General features: G+C 34.8%; 18 protein-coding genes. 16 read left to right on the top strand and 2 right to left on the bottom strand.

Translation table 11 applies throughout. The features are described from left to right. A complete protein-coding gene (locus A9G45_RS13225) occupies positions 1 to 258 on the bottom strand; it encodes a tail fiber assembly protein (RefSeq protein WP_065566886.1) in 258 nt (85 codons plus the stop codon). 568 nt (positions 259 to 826) lie between these two features. Here A9G45_RS13225 and tmk point away from each other — a divergent pair. The 7 genes from tmk to yciH all read left to right on the top strand — a co-directional run bounded on the left by tmk (position 827) and on the right by yciH (position 7,377). Further along, entirely contained in the window at positions 827 to 1,465 is a 639-nt protein-coding gene (gene tmk / locus A9G45_RS13220; protein ID WP_065566885.1) for a dTMP kinase, read from the top strand. Then, on the top strand, positions 1,465 to 2,460 hold the full coding sequence (gene holB / locus A9G45_RS13215) for a DNA polymerase III subunit delta' (RefSeq protein WP_081297931.1): 996 nt from the start codon (positions 1,465 to 1,467) through the stop codon (positions 2,458 to 2,460). The genes tmk and holB overlap by 1 nt, the downstream gene beginning before the upstream one ends. Before the next feature lie 62 nt (positions 2,461 to 2,522). Further along, a complete protein-coding gene (locus A9G45_RS13210; RefSeq protein WP_065566884.1) occupies positions 2,523 to 3,923 on the top strand; it encodes an MBOAT family O-acyltransferase in 1,401 nt (466 codons plus the stop codon). Between the two features lie 12 nt (positions 3,924 to 3,935). Further along, on the top strand, positions 3,936 to 5,153 hold the full coding sequence (locus tag A9G45_RS13205) for an SGNH/GDSL hydrolase family protein (protein ID WP_065566883.1): 1,218 nt from the start codon (positions 3,936 to 3,938) through the stop codon (positions 5,151 to 5,153). Continuing rightward, on the top strand, positions 5,146 to 6,309 hold the full coding sequence (locus tag A9G45_RS13200) for a GDSL-type esterase/lipase family protein (protein ID WP_065566882.1): 1,164 nt from the start codon (positions 5,146 to 5,148) through the stop codon (positions 6,307 to 6,309). Before A9G45_RS13205 ends, A9G45_RS13200 begins: the two co-directional genes overlap by 8 nt. 29 nt (positions 6,310 to 6,338) lie before the next feature. Then, complete coding sequence (pyrF, locus tag A9G45_RS13195) at positions 6,339 to 7,043, top strand: orotidine-5'-phosphate decarboxylase (RefSeq protein ID WP_065566881.1); 705 nt, start codon at positions 6,339 to 6,341, stop codon at positions 7,041 to 7,043. Positions 7,044 to 7,050: 7 nt separating this feature from the next. Next, on the top strand, positions 7,051 to 7,377 hold the full coding sequence (gene yciH, locus A9G45_RS13190; protein ID WP_065566880.1) for a stress response translation initiation inhibitor YciH: 327 nt from the start codon (positions 7,051 to 7,053) through the stop codon (positions 7,375 to 7,377). Positions 7,378 to 7,438: 61 nt separating this feature from the next. Here the strand turns inward: yciH and tmaR are convergent, their stop codons facing one another. After that, positions 7,439 to 7,759 carry a PTS system regulator TmaR gene (gene tmaR / locus A9G45_RS13185; protein ID WP_065566879.1) on the bottom strand — a complete coding sequence of 107 codons (321 nt, stop codon included), beginning with the start codon at positions 7,757 to 7,759 and terminating at the stop codon, positions 7,439 to 7,441. A gap of 318 nt (positions 7,760 to 8,077) precedes the next feature. Between tmaR and accD the strand changes: the two genes are divergently transcribed. From accD to crp, 9 genes are all read left to right on the top strand, one after another. Beyond that, positions 8,078 to 8,968: an acetyl-CoA carboxylase, carboxyltransferase subunit beta gene (gene accD / locus A9G45_RS13180; protein ID WP_065566878.1), complete on the top strand. Its 891-nt coding sequence runs from the start codon at positions 8,078 to 8,080 to the stop codon at positions 8,966 to 8,968. A gap of 6 nt (positions 8,969 to 8,974) precedes the next feature. After that, a complete protein-coding gene (gene folC, locus A9G45_RS13175) occupies positions 8,975 to 10,246 on the top strand; it encodes a bifunctional tetrahydrofolate synthase/dihydrofolate synthase (protein ID WP_065566907.1) in 1,272 nt (423 codons plus the stop codon). 12 nt (positions 10,247 to 10,258) lie between these two features. Next, entirely contained in the window at positions 10,259 to 10,840 is a 582-nt protein-coding gene (locus A9G45_RS13170; protein WP_065566877.1) for an SPOR domain-containing protein, read from the top strand. 89 nt (positions 10,841 to 10,929) lie between these two features. Continuing rightward, the gene (locus A9G45_RS13165) at positions 10,930 to 11,415 is read left to right on the top strand and encodes a CvpA family protein (RefSeq protein ID WP_065566906.1); all 486 of its coding nucleotides are present in this window, start codon (positions 10,930 to 10,932) and stop codon (positions 11,413 to 11,415) included. 17 nt (positions 11,416 to 11,432) lie between these two features. Next, complete coding sequence (gene purF / locus A9G45_RS13160; RefSeq protein WP_065566876.1) at positions 11,433 to 12,950, top strand: amidophosphoribosyltransferase; 1,518 nt, start codon at positions 11,433 to 11,435, stop codon at positions 12,948 to 12,950. Positions 12,951 to 13,413: 463 nt separating this feature from the next. Beyond that, positions 13,414 to 16,098: an inverse autotransporter beta domain-containing protein gene (locus A9G45_RS13155; RefSeq protein ID WP_065566875.1), complete on the top strand. Its 2,685-nt coding sequence runs from the start codon at positions 13,414 to 13,416 to the stop codon at positions 16,096 to 16,098. A gap of 157 nt (positions 16,099 to 16,255) precedes the next feature. Next, positions 16,256 to 17,206, top strand: a complete 951-nt coding sequence (locus A9G45_RS13150; RefSeq protein ID WP_141673702.1) for a hypothetical protein — start codon at positions 16,256 to 16,258, stop codon at positions 17,204 to 17,206. 134 nt (positions 17,207 to 17,340) lie between these two features. Next, a complete protein-coding gene (locus A9G45_RS13145) occupies positions 17,341 to 17,547 on the top strand; it encodes a YheU family protein (RefSeq protein WP_065566873.1) in 207 nt (68 codons plus the stop codon). Between the two features lie 82 nt (positions 17,548 to 17,629). Continuing rightward, complete coding sequence (gene crp / locus A9G45_RS13140) at positions 17,630 to 18,262, top strand: cAMP-activated global transcriptional regulator CRP (protein ID WP_065566905.1); 633 nt, start codon at positions 17,630 to 17,632, stop codon at positions 18,260 to 18,262. Positions 18,263 to 18,287 lie beyond the last annotated feature (25 nt).

The following is an 18,287-nucleotide window of genomic DNA, read 5'->3' as shown; positions in this document are numbered from 1 at the left end:
TTAAAGTAGTGCATCAGCACTACTTTTTGGCAAATCTGGGAAAATAACGTTAATATCTGTTGTATCAATGCGTACAACATCAATCGTAAACAATTCTAAATTTTCTAATAACTGTTTTTCAGGCTCTGTAGCTTTATTATATTTAACAGCTCGTTGTAACAATATTATGTGAGCGTTAGCGTCATTAATTAATTGCTGTTTTTTTGATTTATTTATTGCTGTAACCTCTGTTGCTGTTAATACTCGTTTTACAGCCACGGGATATCCAGAAACATCAGGTTATATAACTAAACCGGCATATTGTTGTTGTAGTAATTCAGAATGATATTCTTGAGTGATTTCTATAGAATCTATCGGCGGTTCACTAATATTAGAATCATAAAAACCGTTGGTGTTTGCGTTATAAAATGTGTGTTCCCTGTAGGTACAGGGATAAACCGTTGAGAAATTAACTCAGAAAGCCTCTGAAGCTGTGTTGCTTGTACCCACAGAGGTAAAGCTGTATTTGTTATATGTTTCATTTATTTTATAGAAATTTAATTAAAATAAAAACTTTAATAAAATCAATGGGTTTTCTGAATGATTTTTATTGCTACATTAAATATCTATTGGTTGGTTGTTATTGTATTAATTATAAGTTTAATATTCTCTTTATTATAAATAGTTTACAATTAACGGAAAGTTTAACAATATAGTTGTTATTATAATATTTACTGTAAAACTAAAAGAAATTATTAATAATGCTGTCTAAAATAATTAGCAAAAATGGCGTACAATATAATGGCATATAAATGCAGATTTATTATAAATAATTTAGGAATTTAGTATGACAGGCAAATTTATTGCCATTGAAGGGCTTGAAGGCGCAGGTAAAACGACGGCGATTAATATCGTTGCTCGCATTTTGAATCAACATCATATTGATGATATACAATTCACTCGTGAGCCAGGCGGTACGCCGATTGCTGAAGCTTTACGTAATATTATTAAAAATGGTTTAGATAATGAGCCTTTAACTGATAAAGCTGAATTACTTATGCTATATGCCGCACGTATTCAGTTGATTGACAATGTGATTAAACCAGCACTGCATGCGGGTAAATGGGTTATTGGCGATCGTCATGATTTATCCACGCAAGCTTATCAAGGTGGAGGGCGTCAGTTAGATAAAGTTTTTATGATGACACTAAAGGAACAAGTATTAGGTGATTTTAAACCTGATCTGACTTTGTATTTGGATATTGATCCTGAAAGTGGTTTGCGGCGAGCAAGATCTCGAGGAGATCTCGATCGTATTGAACAACAGTCGCTACCTTTTTTTAAGCGAGTTCATCAACGCTATTTAGAACTAGCCAAACAAGATGAAACGATTAGGATGGTCGATGCTACAAAATCAATTGACAATGTAGCTGAGCAAATTGAACAAATTTTAATAGATTGGTTAACAAAACAGGTTAATATTTAATGATGTTAAGTGATTATCCTTGGCTTTTGCTACCTTATCAGCAATTGGCTTCTGGTATTATGCATAAGCGTGCTCATCATGCGCTATTAATTAGTTATGTCCAAGGTAGCGGTGAAAATGAATTTATTGAAAATCTTGTCAACCGTTTGTTATGCCAAAATTCACAGCAATTGGAGCCGTGCTTTAAATGCCACAGTTGCCAATTGTTTTTGTCTCATCATCACCCTGATTATTATGCGATAACTAATGAACAAGGTAAGCAATCAATAGGTATTGATCAAATACGTAATATATCTAGCAAGATTTACGAAAAATCCCAGCAAGGCGGTAACAAAGTTATTTGGATAAAACATGCCGCTTTAATGACTGAAGCAGCGGCTAATGCACTACTAAAAACGTTAGAAGAACCGCCAGACAGTACATATTTTATTTTAAGTGATGAGCATAATAGCCAATTATTACCTACGATTCATAGCCGTTGTTTTTCTTATTTTTTATCAACTCCAAAGTTGGAACAATCTATTGAGTGGTTAAAAAACAAACATGATCAACAATACAGTGATAATGAGCTTGCTTCGGCGTTATTATTGAGCGAAAATGCGCCACTAAGAGCTATCGCACTATTAGCACCAGAAAAGTGGCAACAAAGAAACGTGTTTTGTAGCCAATTATTAGAGGTTATTCCTCAAAATAATTATTGGCAATTAGCAAAGACCTTTGATAATGAAGATTTTATTGAACGAATTATTTGGTTTTGCGCTTTATTAAGCGATGCGCTTAAAGCAAAGCAAAAAGCGGGGCGCTTTATTGTTAATCGTGATCAAGTCCCGTTAGTTCGATTACTTGCGACTCAAAATAATGAAAAGCTTTCTGCTCTTTATCATTTATGGTTACAAGCAAGAAATCAGTTATTGACTATTACAGGATTGAATAAGGAGCTGATTATTTATAATGTACTTGCTCAATCCGAATTAATTAGCGAGGCAAAAAGCTAAGCTGTTTATAAAAATTTTATTAATGCTTCAAAAAAGCACACATTTAAGCTAAAAGGATCGTAGTGAGTTATTTATCTATTGAATTTTGTTTACTTTTTATCGCTTTTTTTGCCTTGTATTGGGGTTGTCGCTTATCACCCAAAACACAAAATACTCTGCTTTTAGTTGTAAGTTACCTGATTGTTGGTAGTTACAGCTGGCGATTTTCACTCATCCTTTTTATTTATACCTGTGTAATCTATTTTTTTTCTGTGATGATCGCAGCATCAGAACGTCATGCCAAGCGATGGTTAATTTTAGGGTTATGCGTATCTGTAATTAATCTAGCATTATTTAAATATTTTGATTTTTTCCGTTACGAGTTACAAGGTCTGTTTAATTTATTAGATTTACCGATTTTGCTTCCCGCTATCACGGTATTAATCCCTATTGGGATCTCATTTTACACCTTTCATTCAATAAGTTATTTAGTTTCAGTAAAAAATCAGGAGTTACCTGTTGCTAATTTTTGGGATTTTGCCTTATTTCTGTCCTTTTTTCCAAGTATTATTGCAGGCCCTATTAACCGAGCAAAAGACTTTCTACCTCAAATTAATGTTAATCAACCGCGTGAAATTTTAGAGCCATTTCGCGCATTTACGCTACTTATTTTAGCTGTGATAAAGGTTTACTGTTTAGGTGGTTTAGTTAATGAGCATTGGGTTACACCTATATTTGCTAACCCACTAGAATTTAGTGTGGTTGATTTATTAGTTGGCCTTTATGCGTATGCAATACAAATTTATTTAAACTTTTCTGGATATACTGATTTAGTTACTGGCATTGCTTTATTATTAGGTTTTCGCTTACCAATCAACTTTAATCTTCCTTATTTGTCATTAAATTTGAGAGAGTTTTGGGTACGTTGGCATATTAGTTTATCACGTTGGATTCGTGACTATATTTATATTCCTTTAGGCGGAAGTCGTCGAGGATTTATACGCACTCAAATTAATGTCATGTTAGCCATGTTATTATCGGGTTTGTGGCATGGTGCTGGCATTAATTTTATTATTTGGGGGGCATGTCATGGTATTGGTATTGTGGTACTTAATATTGGCGACCGTTATTTGGGGCAAGGTTGGATAACCGCGCGTTCGCCACTGATGGCACGGTTATTAACATGGCACTATATTTGTTTTACATGGCTGTTTTTTAATAGTGAAAGTTTATCTGATGCTGTAGATTATTTGACAGCATTAACGCATAACTTCTTGATAGAACCGCATCATGCTGGGGCATTTTTGGTTATTTGTGTCATCTACCTTGCCTACCCAATGTGTAAAAATTTTACTGAGTGGTTTATTTTGCAGTTGACTAAAATGCCGAATTACTATTTACCTTTAGTTTTTATTTTGATTTTATGGCTGACGATTTATATTGCACCATCAGGAATGCCAAACTTTATTTACGCTAATTTTTAATGATGCTTAATTATGAAAATATATACACAATCGTTTTCAAAAAATAATAAAAAATCCAAACCGAATTTGAAACGGCAACGTAATAAATCACAGCATAAAAATACGCTTAAAAAAGATTGTAAAAAAAATAAGAAAACAAATTCATCTCTTGTTGTTACTAGCAATCTTTTGTCTACTCGCTATGTATTTTTGATAATGTTTGTTACCGCTATTGCGTTAATAGCTATTTACTACAAATCAATATTGATTTATTGCGAGCAAGTGTATCATACCGATTTGTTGAATAATAATACGCTTGCAAACCAAGAAAGTTTGATACAAGAGCTTGAAACAAGCAAGGATGACGAACAGGATTTTCAAAAATATATATCAATAAAAATACTTCCTCCGTTTTCTCAGTTGCTTGATGTTGCGGTGAAAGATGCTAAAAATAAGACAATTGATGCTTTAAAGAATGCAAAACTTGAAAGTGGACAAAGAGTCAATACTGACAACGTGTCCGAAACAGACTTAGCACAGCAAGATGAAAATCAAAAAGCACAAAAAGACACAGTACTAGTTGAGCCACAACCCATTATATTAACAAGCAATGATAAGGTGTTTTTTGCTGGTGATTCTTTAATGCAAGGTGTTGCACCATATGTTAAAAAAATGCTATTCAAGCAGTATAAAATAGAAAGCCTTGATTTGAGCAAACAGAGCACTGGGCTTGCTTATCCGAGTGCTTTTGATTGGCCAAAAACAATTAGTGATAATCTAATTGCAGATCCTTCAATTAAATTGCTTGTTGTTTTTCTTGGCGCAAATGATCCTTGGGATTTTCCAGTTAAAGGCTATGTCAAATATGCTAAATTCCAATCCGACTTGTGGGAAGAACACTACCGTTTGCGTATTGAATCTATTTTAAATAGTGCCATAGAGCATGATGTTCAAATACTTTGGCTGGCAGCGCCTTGTATGCGCAAACCAAAATTAAATAATGCGATGGTTTATCTAAATAATTTATATCAGTCCGAATTAGAAAAAGTCCAACAACATTTCTTAATGACAAATGATTTATTGGGATGTACGTATCAAAAATTTAGTAATTTCGTAGAAAGCAATAAAGCAAAAGTTAAGGTAAGGGTTGATGATGGTGTTCACTTTACGCCAACAGGCCAAAAAATTCTAGCAAAGGCCATTATGGAAAAAATAATTTATAAAGAATTAGAGGACACCCATAGTGATTAAATTTTTAAAATATATTATAGCCCTCATTGCAATAACGATTACTGGTTGTAGTGTAGCTGAAAGTAAAACATCTACTGTTGTTGATTTTGGGGATCCTAACGCTAAACAATTTGCAGCGCGTTTGAACTCGTTAGCGGATCATAAAAAAACTAACCGAGTAATCAATATTACTCAATTTGGCGATTCACATGTGGCAGCCGACTTTTTTACTGGTGAATTTAGAACATTAATGCAAAAAAAGTATGGCAACGCAGGTATTGGTTGGATAACGCCTATAGCGATAAAAGGGCAAAGCCATGCAGCGGTTACATGGCGAGCTAGAGATTGGGATATGCTAAGTAGCCGAACTTTAAGTAATCTTGATTTTCCCATGGGTGGTTTTATTGCTAAACCCATTAAAGATTCTGCTACTGTCCAAATTACAGCAAGAGGATCTTGCAATAAAAATTGGCAAGTTAAATTGACCTTTAAAACACTAAAAAACAACTCAAACCTACTATCGCTTTATGATGCTAATAACAATAAAATTAACTTCAGCTATACACCAACCCCAAAGGTTTGGCAAACTGCATCGGTTTTATCTAAAATGCCTTTAGTTATCAAAGGCCAAAAAGAGATGGAACTGGGTGGTATTTGGTTAACTTGTAATCAACAATCTGGTGTTGTTGTTTCACCCATTGCGACTAATGGCGCTAAACAAACCATTTGGCAAAAGTGGGGAAAAAACTGGTTTAAAGAACTTGCTGTATCGCAAAGTGATTTAGTGATCCTAGCATATGGTACCAATGAAAGTTTTGATGAAACATTAGACAGTAATCAATATCGAAAAAATTTAGTGAATAATATCAGAATGATTCGCGAAACATTGCCTAATGCTGCTATTTTAATAATGACACCCCCAGACACTATGGCAAATGAAAAAAATATGCCTAAATCTTTTGCAAAGATAATGACTATTCAAAAGCAAGTTGCTAAATCTGAAAAAACGTTATTTTGGGATTGGCAAGTGGCAATGGGTGGTCAGTTTTCTATTAAGCAGTGGCGAAAACGTGGACTTGCGCGTGCAGATTTAGTTCACCAAACATTAAAAGGATATAAAGAAAGTGCTCGTATCTTTTATGCTGATTTGAATGAATTTGTTAGAAAAAATAGCTAAAAATTTTGATTAAAAGGAACAAATAAGTTATGCCATCACCTATTATTATTGCTGTTGATTTTGCAGATGTAAAATCAGCGTGGAATTTTATTGATCGTGTTGAACCAAAAGATTGTCGTCTTAAAATAGGTAAAGAGCTTTTTACACACGCAGGTCCCGAATTTATTAAGCAAATTATGCAAAAAGGTTTTGACGTTTTTTTAGATCTTAAATTTCATGATATCCCAAATACGGTTGCTAAAGCCGTAACTGCTGCGGCTGATTTAGGTATATGGATGACCAATGTACATGCGAGTGGTGGGGCGCGCATGATGACAGCAGCTAAAGATGCTCTTTATTCATATGGTAAAGATGCGCCAATATTAATCGCTGTGACAGTATTAACCAGCATGGAATCGACCGATTTACAAGAAATAGGTATTAATGCATCGCCTTTAGAGCAAGCAACTAAATTAGCTATGCTAGCTAAAAATTGTGGACTTGATGGGGTAGTTTGTTCAGCAAAAGAAGTACAAAGTTTTAGAACGCGTTTAGGTAGTGACTTTAAATTAGTGACACCAGGTATTAGACCAGCGGGTAGTAACCCTGATGACCAACGCCGTATTATGACACCTCAACGTGCTCAAGCTGCTGGCTCTGATTACTTAGTCATTGGACGGCCAATTACTCAAGCAGAAGATCCAGCTAAAGCGTTAGAAACAATTTTGGCCACACTTGATACAAGTAAGAGTTAATTAAATTATGTCTGATAACCCGATTATTTATTCAACCGATCAAGGTCGAATTAAACCGACAAAGCCAGCTATTTCACGTCCAAAGGGAGATGGCATTATTCGAATTCAGCGACAAACTTCAGGCCGTAAAGGTAAAGGTAAAGGTGTTTGTGTAATTACCGGATTTGAGATAGACGATGCACAATTATTACAGTTAGCTGCTGAATTAAAAAAGCGCTGTGGTTGTGGTGGTTCAGTTAAAGATAGTGCTATTGAAATTCAAGGTGATAAACGAGATTTACTAAAATCATTGTTAGAAGAAAAAGGATTCAAAGTAAAATTAGCTGGAGGCTGATTTCATGCTATAAAAATAGCGTCCATAACTAAAAAGGACGCTACTTATAAAAACATAGATATTAATTTGATCGATAAGTACGCATTTTTTTACTTATTTCACGGCGTTCTTTAGATATTTCGGCATTTTTAATAATATAATCATCAACACGATCATCATAATCGCTTTTCATATTCGCAATAATTGCTTGAAGCTCTTCGTAAGTCATATCAGGTTTAATATATTCACTTAAGTTTTCAAGTAAGAGTACACGTTTTTGGTTATCACGAATTTTCTTTTCATTGTCTGATATTTCACGCTTTAATTTATTTAAACGACGTGATAGACGAATGTATTCTAATACATCTTGAAATGACGATGCGCTTGCTTTTTCCTTGTCCATCTATAACCCCTTATCTGAAAAATGGAAAATAAACTTCTACTAATTATATACTAATATTTTTTTTTGGTCATATTTATTATATTTATTAAGCAATAAATGATATTTTTTACATTAACTAAAACAGCCTACTTGCACATCAATTGCATTTAATTTGACTTTAATGACAGATTTAGCTTCACATTTTTCTTTAAAGGTTATGTCTTCTAGCAAAATTTATTTACAAAATAAGATAAAAATAAAAACAACTATTAAGAATTAGTACAAAGTATTGTACAATACTCCGAAATTTGTAAAGAGTGCCAGAATGAGAGAATCATAATGAGCTGGATTGAAAAAATTCTTAGTAAAAATAATATATCGTCAGATCATAAAAAGGCGAATATTCCTGGTGGTGTTTGGACAAAATGCAGTAACTGTGAGCAAGTTATTTATCAGGCTGAACTGGATCTTAATTTAGAAGTCTGTCCAAAATGCGATCACCACATGCATATTCCCGCCCGTGTGCGCTTATACCGCTTTTTAGACGATGGTTCAGATGTCGAAATTGGCACAGATCTTATGCCTAAAGATATCTTAAAATTCAAAGATACTAAAAAATATAAGGATCGCTTAACTGCTGCACAAAAAGAAACTCACGAAAAAGAAGCAATGGTGGTAATGAAGGGGACATTGTTTGGTACACCTGTCGTTGTCGCTTGTTTTGAGTTTTCTTTCATTGGTGGATCGATGTCCTCTGTTGTTGGTGCATTATTTACTCGTGCAGCGGAACAAGCTATTGCCGATAAATGTCCGTTAATTTGTTTTTCAACAAGCGGTGGAGCACGAATGCAAGAGGCATTATTTTCATTAATGCAAATGGCAAAAACCAGTGCTATTCTTGCCAAAATGCAAGATGAAGGCTTACCTTATATTTCAGTCATGACCGACCCCACAATGGGAGGGGTATCGGCAAGTTTGGCAATGTTAGGCGATATTAATATAGCTGAACCTAAAGCGTTAATCGGCTTTGCAGGGCCACGAGTGATCCAACAAACTGTACGTGAAGTATTGCCTGAAGGATTTCAACGCAGTGAGTTTTTACTTGAAAAAGGCGCCATTGATATGATTATTCATCGTAAAGATATGCGACCTAAGATTGCCAGTTTAATAACAAAACTGATGAAACAGCCGGATCCTTTTAATGATGTTACTCTAAACGAGACAGTTTAATTGAGTATGCAAAACAAACAACCCAACGCCATGTCCGATTTAAGTACATGGCTTTGTTATTTAGAGCAATTACATCCTACAACTATTGATTTGGGTTTAGAACGAGTCAAAACGGTAGCTAAACGCCTAAATTTATTACAACCTGCACCTTATGTTTTTACCGTTGCAGGCACTAATGGCAAAGGCACAACATGCCGAACTCTTGAAATGATATTGCTTGAGGCTAACTTACAAGTTGGCGTTTATAGTTCACCTCATTTATTACGGTTTACAGAACGTGTACGTATTAATAATCAAGAGTCAAGTGAACAAAACACCATAAAAGCCTTTGTAGAAATAGAAAAAGCCAGAGGCGATATATCGCTTACTTATTTTGAATATGCAACATTGGCTGCGCTTTATCAATTTAAACAAGCAAAATTAGATGTTGTTATATTAGAAGTTGGGCTTGGTGGGAGGCTTGATGCTACTAATATTGTTGATGCTGATGTAGCCGTAGTTACCACAATTGGCATTGATCATGTTGATTATTTAGGGGAAACCCGTGAAAGCATAGGACGAGAAAAAGCAGGTATTTTCAAGCCTAAAAGTATTGCTATTGTAGGCGAGCCAGAAATACCTGAATCCATCTTAAATGCAGCTAAATTAGCCAGTTGTCCTATCCATGCGGTCAATGGCGATTGGCACTATCAACAAGTTAGCGAAGATGCTTGGACATTTAAATCACCAATAAAGCAATATGACAATCTACCTATTGCCGATGTTCCTTTAGCTAATGCCGCAACCGCAATTGCTGCCTTAAGTTACTCATCACTTAAAATAACCAAAGAACAAATAACTAAAGGTTTGGCAAAATCTAAATTGATTGGGCGTTTTCAAATTATTCAAAAAAAGCCTCTTGTGATCCTTGATGTCGCACATAACCCACATGCCGCAGGCTATTTAACACAACAATTGGAAAAACTAAAAATGGAATATCCAAGTATTAGTGAAGTTAGATTTGTTGTTGGTATGCTTAAAGATAAAGATATTAAAAGTACGTTGTCCATTTTAAAAGGGGATAAATGGTATTGCGCTTCACTTTATGGTGAGCGAGGTTGTAGCGCAGCAGTATTAAAACAGCACTTATTAAGTAAAGGTGAGCTTAATATATCAACATTTGATACAGTTTCTACTGCTTATCAAACAGCAATTCAAGATGCTAAAGAGGATGATATTATTGTGGTATGTGGCTCATTTCATACGGTATCAGAGGTTTTAGCTGAAACAGAGCATTAAGTGAAATTGAATATGGTGAACAATCAAAAAATTAGCCCCAAAAACCAAAATAAAGTAAGGAATCGCCTTGTAGGTTTTGCTACATTATTGCTTATTATCGCAGCAATTATCCCTTCCATTATAACGGATAAATCCAACTTACGAACTTCGACAACACCTATTTTGCAACCAGAAGTGATTACTCAGCAAAACCGTGAAGTAGAATCCCCAGATGATTTTGATGACAATTTAACCAGTGATAGGTCAAAAGATTCTTATATATCAGACTCAGAGCAAAATCCAAGTTCATTTGTTTCGCCAGATATTGTTGATATCGACACTTCAACAACGATAGCTAATTCTTCAACTTCGCAACAAGAACCTAAACCTTATATGATCCAGCTTACTGCTTTGAAAAATAGGCAAAAAATAGAAGAATTAGTTGCATTATTAAGGTTAAATAATTATAACGTTAGAACAATACCACAAAAGCCTGAACCTGATCAGTTAATTAAGTTACAGGTTGGCCCATATGCTAATAAAAAGCAAGCAGAACAAGTCATTATTAACTTAAGTAATCTAACAAAATTAAAAGGTATGATCGTTGCTAATTAAGTTCTGTTTTATTGGTTGCTATCGTTTTTTTATGTTGTAAACAGTAATTAAAATAAAATATTATTAATATAAAATTGTGAATTATTATGTTGAATTGGATTGATTTTACGATTATCGGAGTGATTGCATTCTCGGCATTGATTAGCATTGTGCGAGGATTTATACGAGAAGCATTATCATTAATTAGTTGGATCTTAGCTTTTTTTATTTCCAGCCGATTTTATATCTATATTACCGATTATTTAACTTATTTTGATAGCGATATAATACGTATTGCAGTAGCTATTGTTCTCCTTTTTATTACTACACTATTGGTTTGTGCGATAGTGTCTTATGTTATTGGTCAATTAGTTCAAAAAACCGGATTATCTGGCACTGATCGCATATTAGGTATCTGTTTTGGTGTGCTACGTGGAGTTTTAGTTGTTGCTGCAATACTCTTTTTAGTTGATACTTTTACACCGTTATCGCAATCACCTTACTGGGTGCAATCGCAGCTAATTCCACATTTTCATTTTATTATTCGTTGGTTTTTTGATTTTATACAGCAGTCTTCTTCTTTTTTAGTACAATAAATCGAGGTAACTATAGCATGTGTGGTGTCGTTGGTATTGTAGGGTATAGTACTGTTAATCAATCGATCTATGATGCATTGACTGTTTTGCAGCATCGAGGGCAAGATGCCGCAGGGATTGTGACTATTGATAATCAAAATCGCTTTCGTTTACGCAAAGCAAATGGCTTAGTTAGAGATGTGTTTCAAGAACATCATATGCAACGGCTGCAAGGTAATTTGGGCATAGGGCATATCCGTTATCCAACAGCAGGTAGTTCCAATCCATCCGAAGCGCAACCATTTTATGTTAATTCACCTTATGGTATTGCTCTTGCCCACAATGGAAATTTAACCAATACTGAACAAATACGCAATAAAGTATTTGAGCTAGCAAGAAGGCATATCAACACGAATTCTGATTCTGAAGTTTTACTCAATATTTTTGCTCACGAACTCGACAAATTCCCAACTTATCCTCTAACCGCAGATAATATTTTTACCGCAATACATCATGTACATAATATTATTAAAGGCGCATATGCTTGTGTTGCGATGATTATTGGTCATGGTCTTGTTGCTTTTCGTGATCCTTATGGGATTCGCCCTTTAGTGATAGGCAAACGTACTCTTGAAAATCAAAAAGTCGAATACATGGTTGCATCTGAAAGCGTCGCATTAGATATTCTTGATTTTGAATTTATGCGCGATGTCGAGCCAGGTGAAGCCATCTATATTACTCAAGATGGCCAATTATATTCTCAACAATGTTCTAACAATCCTCAATATTACCCATGTATTTTCGAATATGTTTATTTTGCAAGACCAGATTCATTAATGAATGGTGTATCGGTTTATCAATCGCGTATTTTGATGGGGCAAAAGCTTGGGCAAAAAATAGCGAGAGAGTGGAAAGATATTGATATTGATGTTGTCATCCCTATCCCCGAAACATCATGCGATGCGGCATTTGAAATAGCACGTATTTTAAACAAACCTTATCGCCAAGGATTTGTTAAAAATCGCTATATTGGTCGCACTTTTATCATGCCAGGACAAAGCACACGTAAATTATCAGTAAGACGAAAACTCAATGCGAATCGTATTGAATTTGAAGGCAAAAATGTACTATTAGTTGACGATTCTGTTGTTCGTGGCACAACCTCAAAGGAAATTCTTGAAATGGTGCGTTCAGTTGGTGCCAAAAAAGTTTATTTAGCATCCGCTGCACCAGAAATTAGACACCCCAATGTTTATGGGATCGATATGCCTGTTGCCAGTGAACTTATTGCCTATAATCGAACGGTTGATGAAATAGCAAAAGATATTGGTGCTGATAAACTTATTTTTCAAGATTTATCTGATTTAATTGATTCAATTACACAGCAAAATCCTAATATTCATCATTTAGAGTGTTCTGTTTTTGATGGAAAATATATTACTGAAGGGATTGATGATAACTATTTGTCATTATTAGAACAAAAAAGAACTGAAAGTAAAAAATCTTCAGAATCTAAAGAGCCTGAAAACTTAGAGATTTATAATGAAGGACAATAAAACAACAATAGCTGTTGTAAAAGAGCAGAAATATTACATAAAGACCTAATCCCAAAATTTAAGTTTTTATTGAAATAGTATTTTTAGCTTATTATTTTTAACATTTTTTATGTCATTCTACGTAAAATATGGGCGTTATTTAATCATTGTTTTTCATAAAGATATAATCAAATGTAATGAAATTAGCAAAAAAATACAAATTAATAAATTGAATTATATAAAGAAATTCTAAACTAATAAAAAAAGATCAAAAAAAGTAATAAAATATTTTGATAAATGACTTTTTTGTAATAGAATTGCAAAACTTAAGTAAGCTTTGTAAAGAAATGTAAAGCACAAAAGAAGAAACCGTGCTCTAAAATATATTAATAAATAATAACATTGATATTTAATAAAGATAAATTGATATTGGCTATAAATTTTATGTTATGGGCATTGTCGGTGGAATATAAGGACTATTAAGATGAGAAAGAATCTTAATTTAACAATTATCTCTGCATTTGTAATTGCCACATTAAGTTGGCAATCTGCTTATGCTACTGATGCTCAGGTATCGCAAGGTCCTGTAGATAGCAATGTGATAATTGAATTAAAAGATGGCTCAAAAGCTCGTGAAATGATTAATAATCAGCAACGTAGTCTTTATCAGATTGCGCTTTTAAGTAGTATCTCTATTTCAGAATTACGTGCGATGAACGCAGGGCGTTTTGATAAAAAAGATGTTGTTAATGTCGGTGAGCGCATTGTTTTGCCTGAAAACTCTCCTTTATTGCCGGCAATTAAAATAAAAGATGACAAAGATGACAAACATGTTAATTTGCCTCAGCTTGGTTCAGATGATAACTATGATGTAAAAAAAGACAAAGATGCACTTTCAACGCAAATTGCTTCAACTTTGCAAACTTTAGCTAGTCAGGATTGGAAGCAAATCACTTCGCCAGACAACGGTGGTTTATCAGGGCATTTAAAAAATAAAGGTAGAGATTACGCCGAAAGTTATGTACGCAATGGAGTTAAAAGCCAAGTTGTTGATCCAGTTCGTAATGCTGTACAGGATTTTTTAGGGCGTTTTGGTACCGCTCAGTTGCAATTTGATCTGAGTGATAAAGGGGAATTTAATAACGTTAACCTAAAATTATTTAGCCCATTATATGATTCTGAAGATACATTAATATTTAGCCAAATATCATTTCAAGAATATGAGCATAAGCGCCGTATAGGTAACTTTGGTATTGGTCAACGTTGGGATGTTGCTGATAAAACATGGTTACTTGGTTATAACGTATTTTTTGATCATGATTTCCAGCGTGATCACAACCGCTTAGGTATTGGTGCTGAAGCGTGGAGTGATTACATGAAATTTGCGGTTAACTATTATCATCCATTATCTGATTGGAAAGATTCTAAGGATTTCGATGATTACTTAGAACGTGCAGCAAGGGGATTTGATGTTCGCTTCCAAGGGTATTTACCACAATATCCGCATTTAGGCGGATCACTGATGTATGAGCAATACTATGGTGATAAAGTAGCTTTATTTGGTAAAGATAATCTACAAAAAGATCCAAGAGCTATTACTGTTGGTCTTGATTATACGCCAGTTCCTCTTTTCACGATTAAAGCTGAACATAAACGTGGTCAAGATAATAAAAAGGCAACTAAAGCAGAATTAACGATGAACTATCGTATAGGCACGCCATTAAAAGATCAATTGGATCCAGATATGGTTCAATCAGCTCGTTCTTTAAAGGGTAGCCGTTATGATTTAGTTGACCGTAATAACTATATTGTTCTTGAATATAAAGAAAAGAAAATGTCTGTCGATCTAGGGCTTGAACAAACGCAATTGATCGAAGGACAAACTTATCCATTAAGTATTAGTGTTCATAATGCTAAGGATTTATCAAGCCTAGTATGGTCTGGTGATATGCTAGAAATTGATGCTGGAGGTGGTTTTTTATGTGCAGCAGCAGGGGCATGTTCTGCTTCTTCATGGCTTAATCCTCCTACTGATACCAATAACTGGCAAATTGTTGCACCAAGTTATGTTGATCAAAATGGTCAACGTCGTCCAGTGAGCACAAATGGTAAATATTCTTTATCGGTATCAGTTACAGATAGTCGTGGTAAATCCGCAACATCTAATGCAGTCAGCTTTGAGGTATTGCCCGATCCAGCAATGCGTAAAGTTGGCGTCTGGGCAGTTGATAGTTCAGGGAATAAAACAACCTTGGCGACTCAAAGAGCTGATGGTTTAAGTAGTTTGACAGTATTGGCAACGCTTGTTAAGCCAAAGGTAGATAACGGTTCAGTCAACTCATTTGATGATGTAGATGGCTTTAGTGATAATGAAATAATGGATCGTATACCGGGAACATTTAATGAATTTTCAGCGTTATGGACTGCAACGAGTAACGGTGAAAAAATAGCTTTAATTAATGGTACATCGGGCGATGTGAACGAGTGTCCAGAACAAAAACCTTGCGTGATTGTTAAATCATTTGAAAAAGTTGCAAAAGGTCAAAAAGTGTCATCTGATGCATCAACAGCTGCGGGTATAGAAGTGATTGGTGACAGTTATACTTTAGATGTGGCTTCAAATATTGAGGGAATAGTTGATTTTTCAATTTCGTTAGATCAATACGGTTTTGGTTCATCATTTAATAAAGCTGCTGTTAATTTTTCTGGCGGTAAATCAGGTTACATTGAAGTTTGGAAGGCAGATGGAACATTAGTTGCTAAAAGTGAAGGGGCTATACTTCAGTTTACCCCAGCAGGACCAAAAGAATGGTTAGTTGGTCATGAATACTATGTTAAAGCGTTTACCACAAACAATACACCAATTGCTGATCCGTTTGTTATTTGGTCATTAGTTGGTTCAAATGATAAAGCTTGTCCTGGTACTCATGCGACTTTATTGGAACATGATGTTATTAGTCATCCTAAAGGACCATGGTTTAACGTTGCTATGGGTAAAGATGCACCTTACAAAATAAGGGGGATAAATGACAGTTATGCAACATCAGGCACTAGTATTCAAGCTGTAGCAGATGCGCCAACCAGTTTATTAGATTTCAGCCCAATTTCGGCACCATCTTCTGCGTGTGCAGGCGATCAAGGATTTAAATTACAAGTAACTGTCTTGTAATAGAACAAGAATTTTGATTACCGAGCCATATCGTTAATCAAAAGGAAACACCAGTAAAAGTGGTGTATTTATATAAATACAACATGTTAATTGATAGAAAAATAGGAAGTTAAACATGAAAAATTTTACAGTAAAAAAAGTTGCGTTAGGCTTGCTTTTGGCTGGCTATGCAGCAAGTAGCGCATTTGCAATAGGTGGGACAACCCAAGCAGTTATCGCCGGTAATGCACCTGTAATGAAAGCTGACGACTCATCAGCAGAGCATACAATGGCGGTCTCTTTCAAACGTGATGGCCGTCTTCTTACTAGCAACGACACGCTTAAAGTTAACGATACAATTCACATTCAATATAAATTGATCGATGCAGATGGTGATACAGATACTTCAGGAATAAAAGACTCCTTAAAAGTTTTTGTTAGAGATACAAATAATCAATGGGTTACTGTACCTGTAACAGCCAGTGCAACGTATAATAATGACGGAGTAGGTGAAATTTCATTCGCTATTACTAACGATTTTGCTGGTAAAACTGAAATTGGTTTTAAAATTTTAGAAAGAACAGATTTTGGTTACCCTCTATCAAACCAATGGATAACTGTAAGTGATATTTTTGCTAGTAATCCTCCAGATGTAACGCCAACTGATCCGACTAACCCGGGTCCAGGTCCAGACAACCCAGGTAACCCAACAGATCCAACAGGTCCTGGTAAGATTGATCCTAATCACCCTGGTCGTGGACCAATTGAATCTGATTCGTATCAAGTCTATATTTACAAGTTAGATGCAGCTGGTAATCTAGAAGAAGCCGTTGATTATGCAACTACAGCGGTTAGTCCTAAATATGGTGAAAAATTTGCGGTAGTAGTGAAGGATACAGCAGATAATGGGGATTATACCTCAAGATATACTTATGAATGGTACGTAACTGGTGCATATGAGGGAGTAAACGCAGCAGATGCAGTTGCTCTATCTGGCGCATATAATAAAGTAGGGGTTAACGATGCTATCTTATTAGGTTCAGATTCTGGAGCTAAGCATAATAGCCTGTACTCAACAGATTATAAGGCTGGTATTCAAGGTTATAAACTTGCAGTTAGAACAAAGTAAGTTAAGCCATGTTGCTATCAAAAACCACTCTTTTGAGTGGTTTTTTTGTTAGTGATGAAGCATTACTTTGTATGCTTTATATTATCTAAGCTTTGTTATAAAATAATTATAATTTGAATTTATTGTTATAATATATGATTATTCCTTGGCAAGACCTCGATCCACAAACATTAACTAATCTAATTGAATATTTTGTATTACGCGAAGGTACTGACTACGGTTTACAAGAAAAATCACTACAAGAAAAGGTTGATGAAGTTAAACTGCAATTAATTAATGGCTCTGTTGCAATTTTTTGGTCGCAATTGCACGAAACAATGGATATTAAGCCAATCAAATAATGGTTAAAATGATTGTTTGTATATAATTTATTGTGTAACTTTGTTATAGTGTTATTGTTGTAAATTAAATGGAGAGGTGGGAATAATGATTGGTAAACAGCAATCGGATACAACGTTAGAATGGTTTTTATCTCATTGCCATATTCATAAATATCCAGCTAAGAGTACTCTTATACATCAAGGCGAAAAAGCAGAAACTCTCTATTACATTTTAAAAGGTTCTGTAGCAGTATTGATTAAGGATGATGAAGGTAATGAAATGATTTTATCTTATTTAAACCAAAATCAATTTTTGGGCGAGTTGGGACTTTTTGAAGAAGGTACTGAGCGAACTGCTTGGGTTAAAGCCAAAACAAGTTGTGAGGTTGCAGAAATTTCGTATAAAAAATTTAAACAGCTTGTTCAAGTCAATCCAGATATTTTAATGCATCTTGCCAGTCAAATGGCAAGTCGATTACAAGTCACATCTGAAAAAGTCAGTAATTTAGCCTTTTTAGACGTTGCTGGGCGTATTGCGCAAACGCTTTTAAACCTTGCTAAACAACCTGATGCTATGACACACCCTGATGGTATGCAAATAAAAATTACACGCCAAGAAATAGGTCAAATTGTTGGTTGTTCGCGTGAGACGGTGGGGCGAATTTTAAAAATGCTTGAAGATCAGCATTTAATCTCAGCTCATGGCAAGACAATTGTTGTTTATGGTACGCGTTGATTGACCAAGATGATATAATTAATAC

It is taken from the genome of Gilliamella sp. HK2 (assembly GCF_001690265.1).
GTDB classification, from domain to species: domain Bacteria; phylum Pseudomonadota; class Gammaproteobacteria; order Enterobacterales; family Orbaceae; genus Gilliamella; species Gilliamella apicola_C.
The sequence above is the reverse complement of the archived record's forward strand: the minus strand, read 5'-3'. Positions and strand labels throughout refer to the sequence as shown.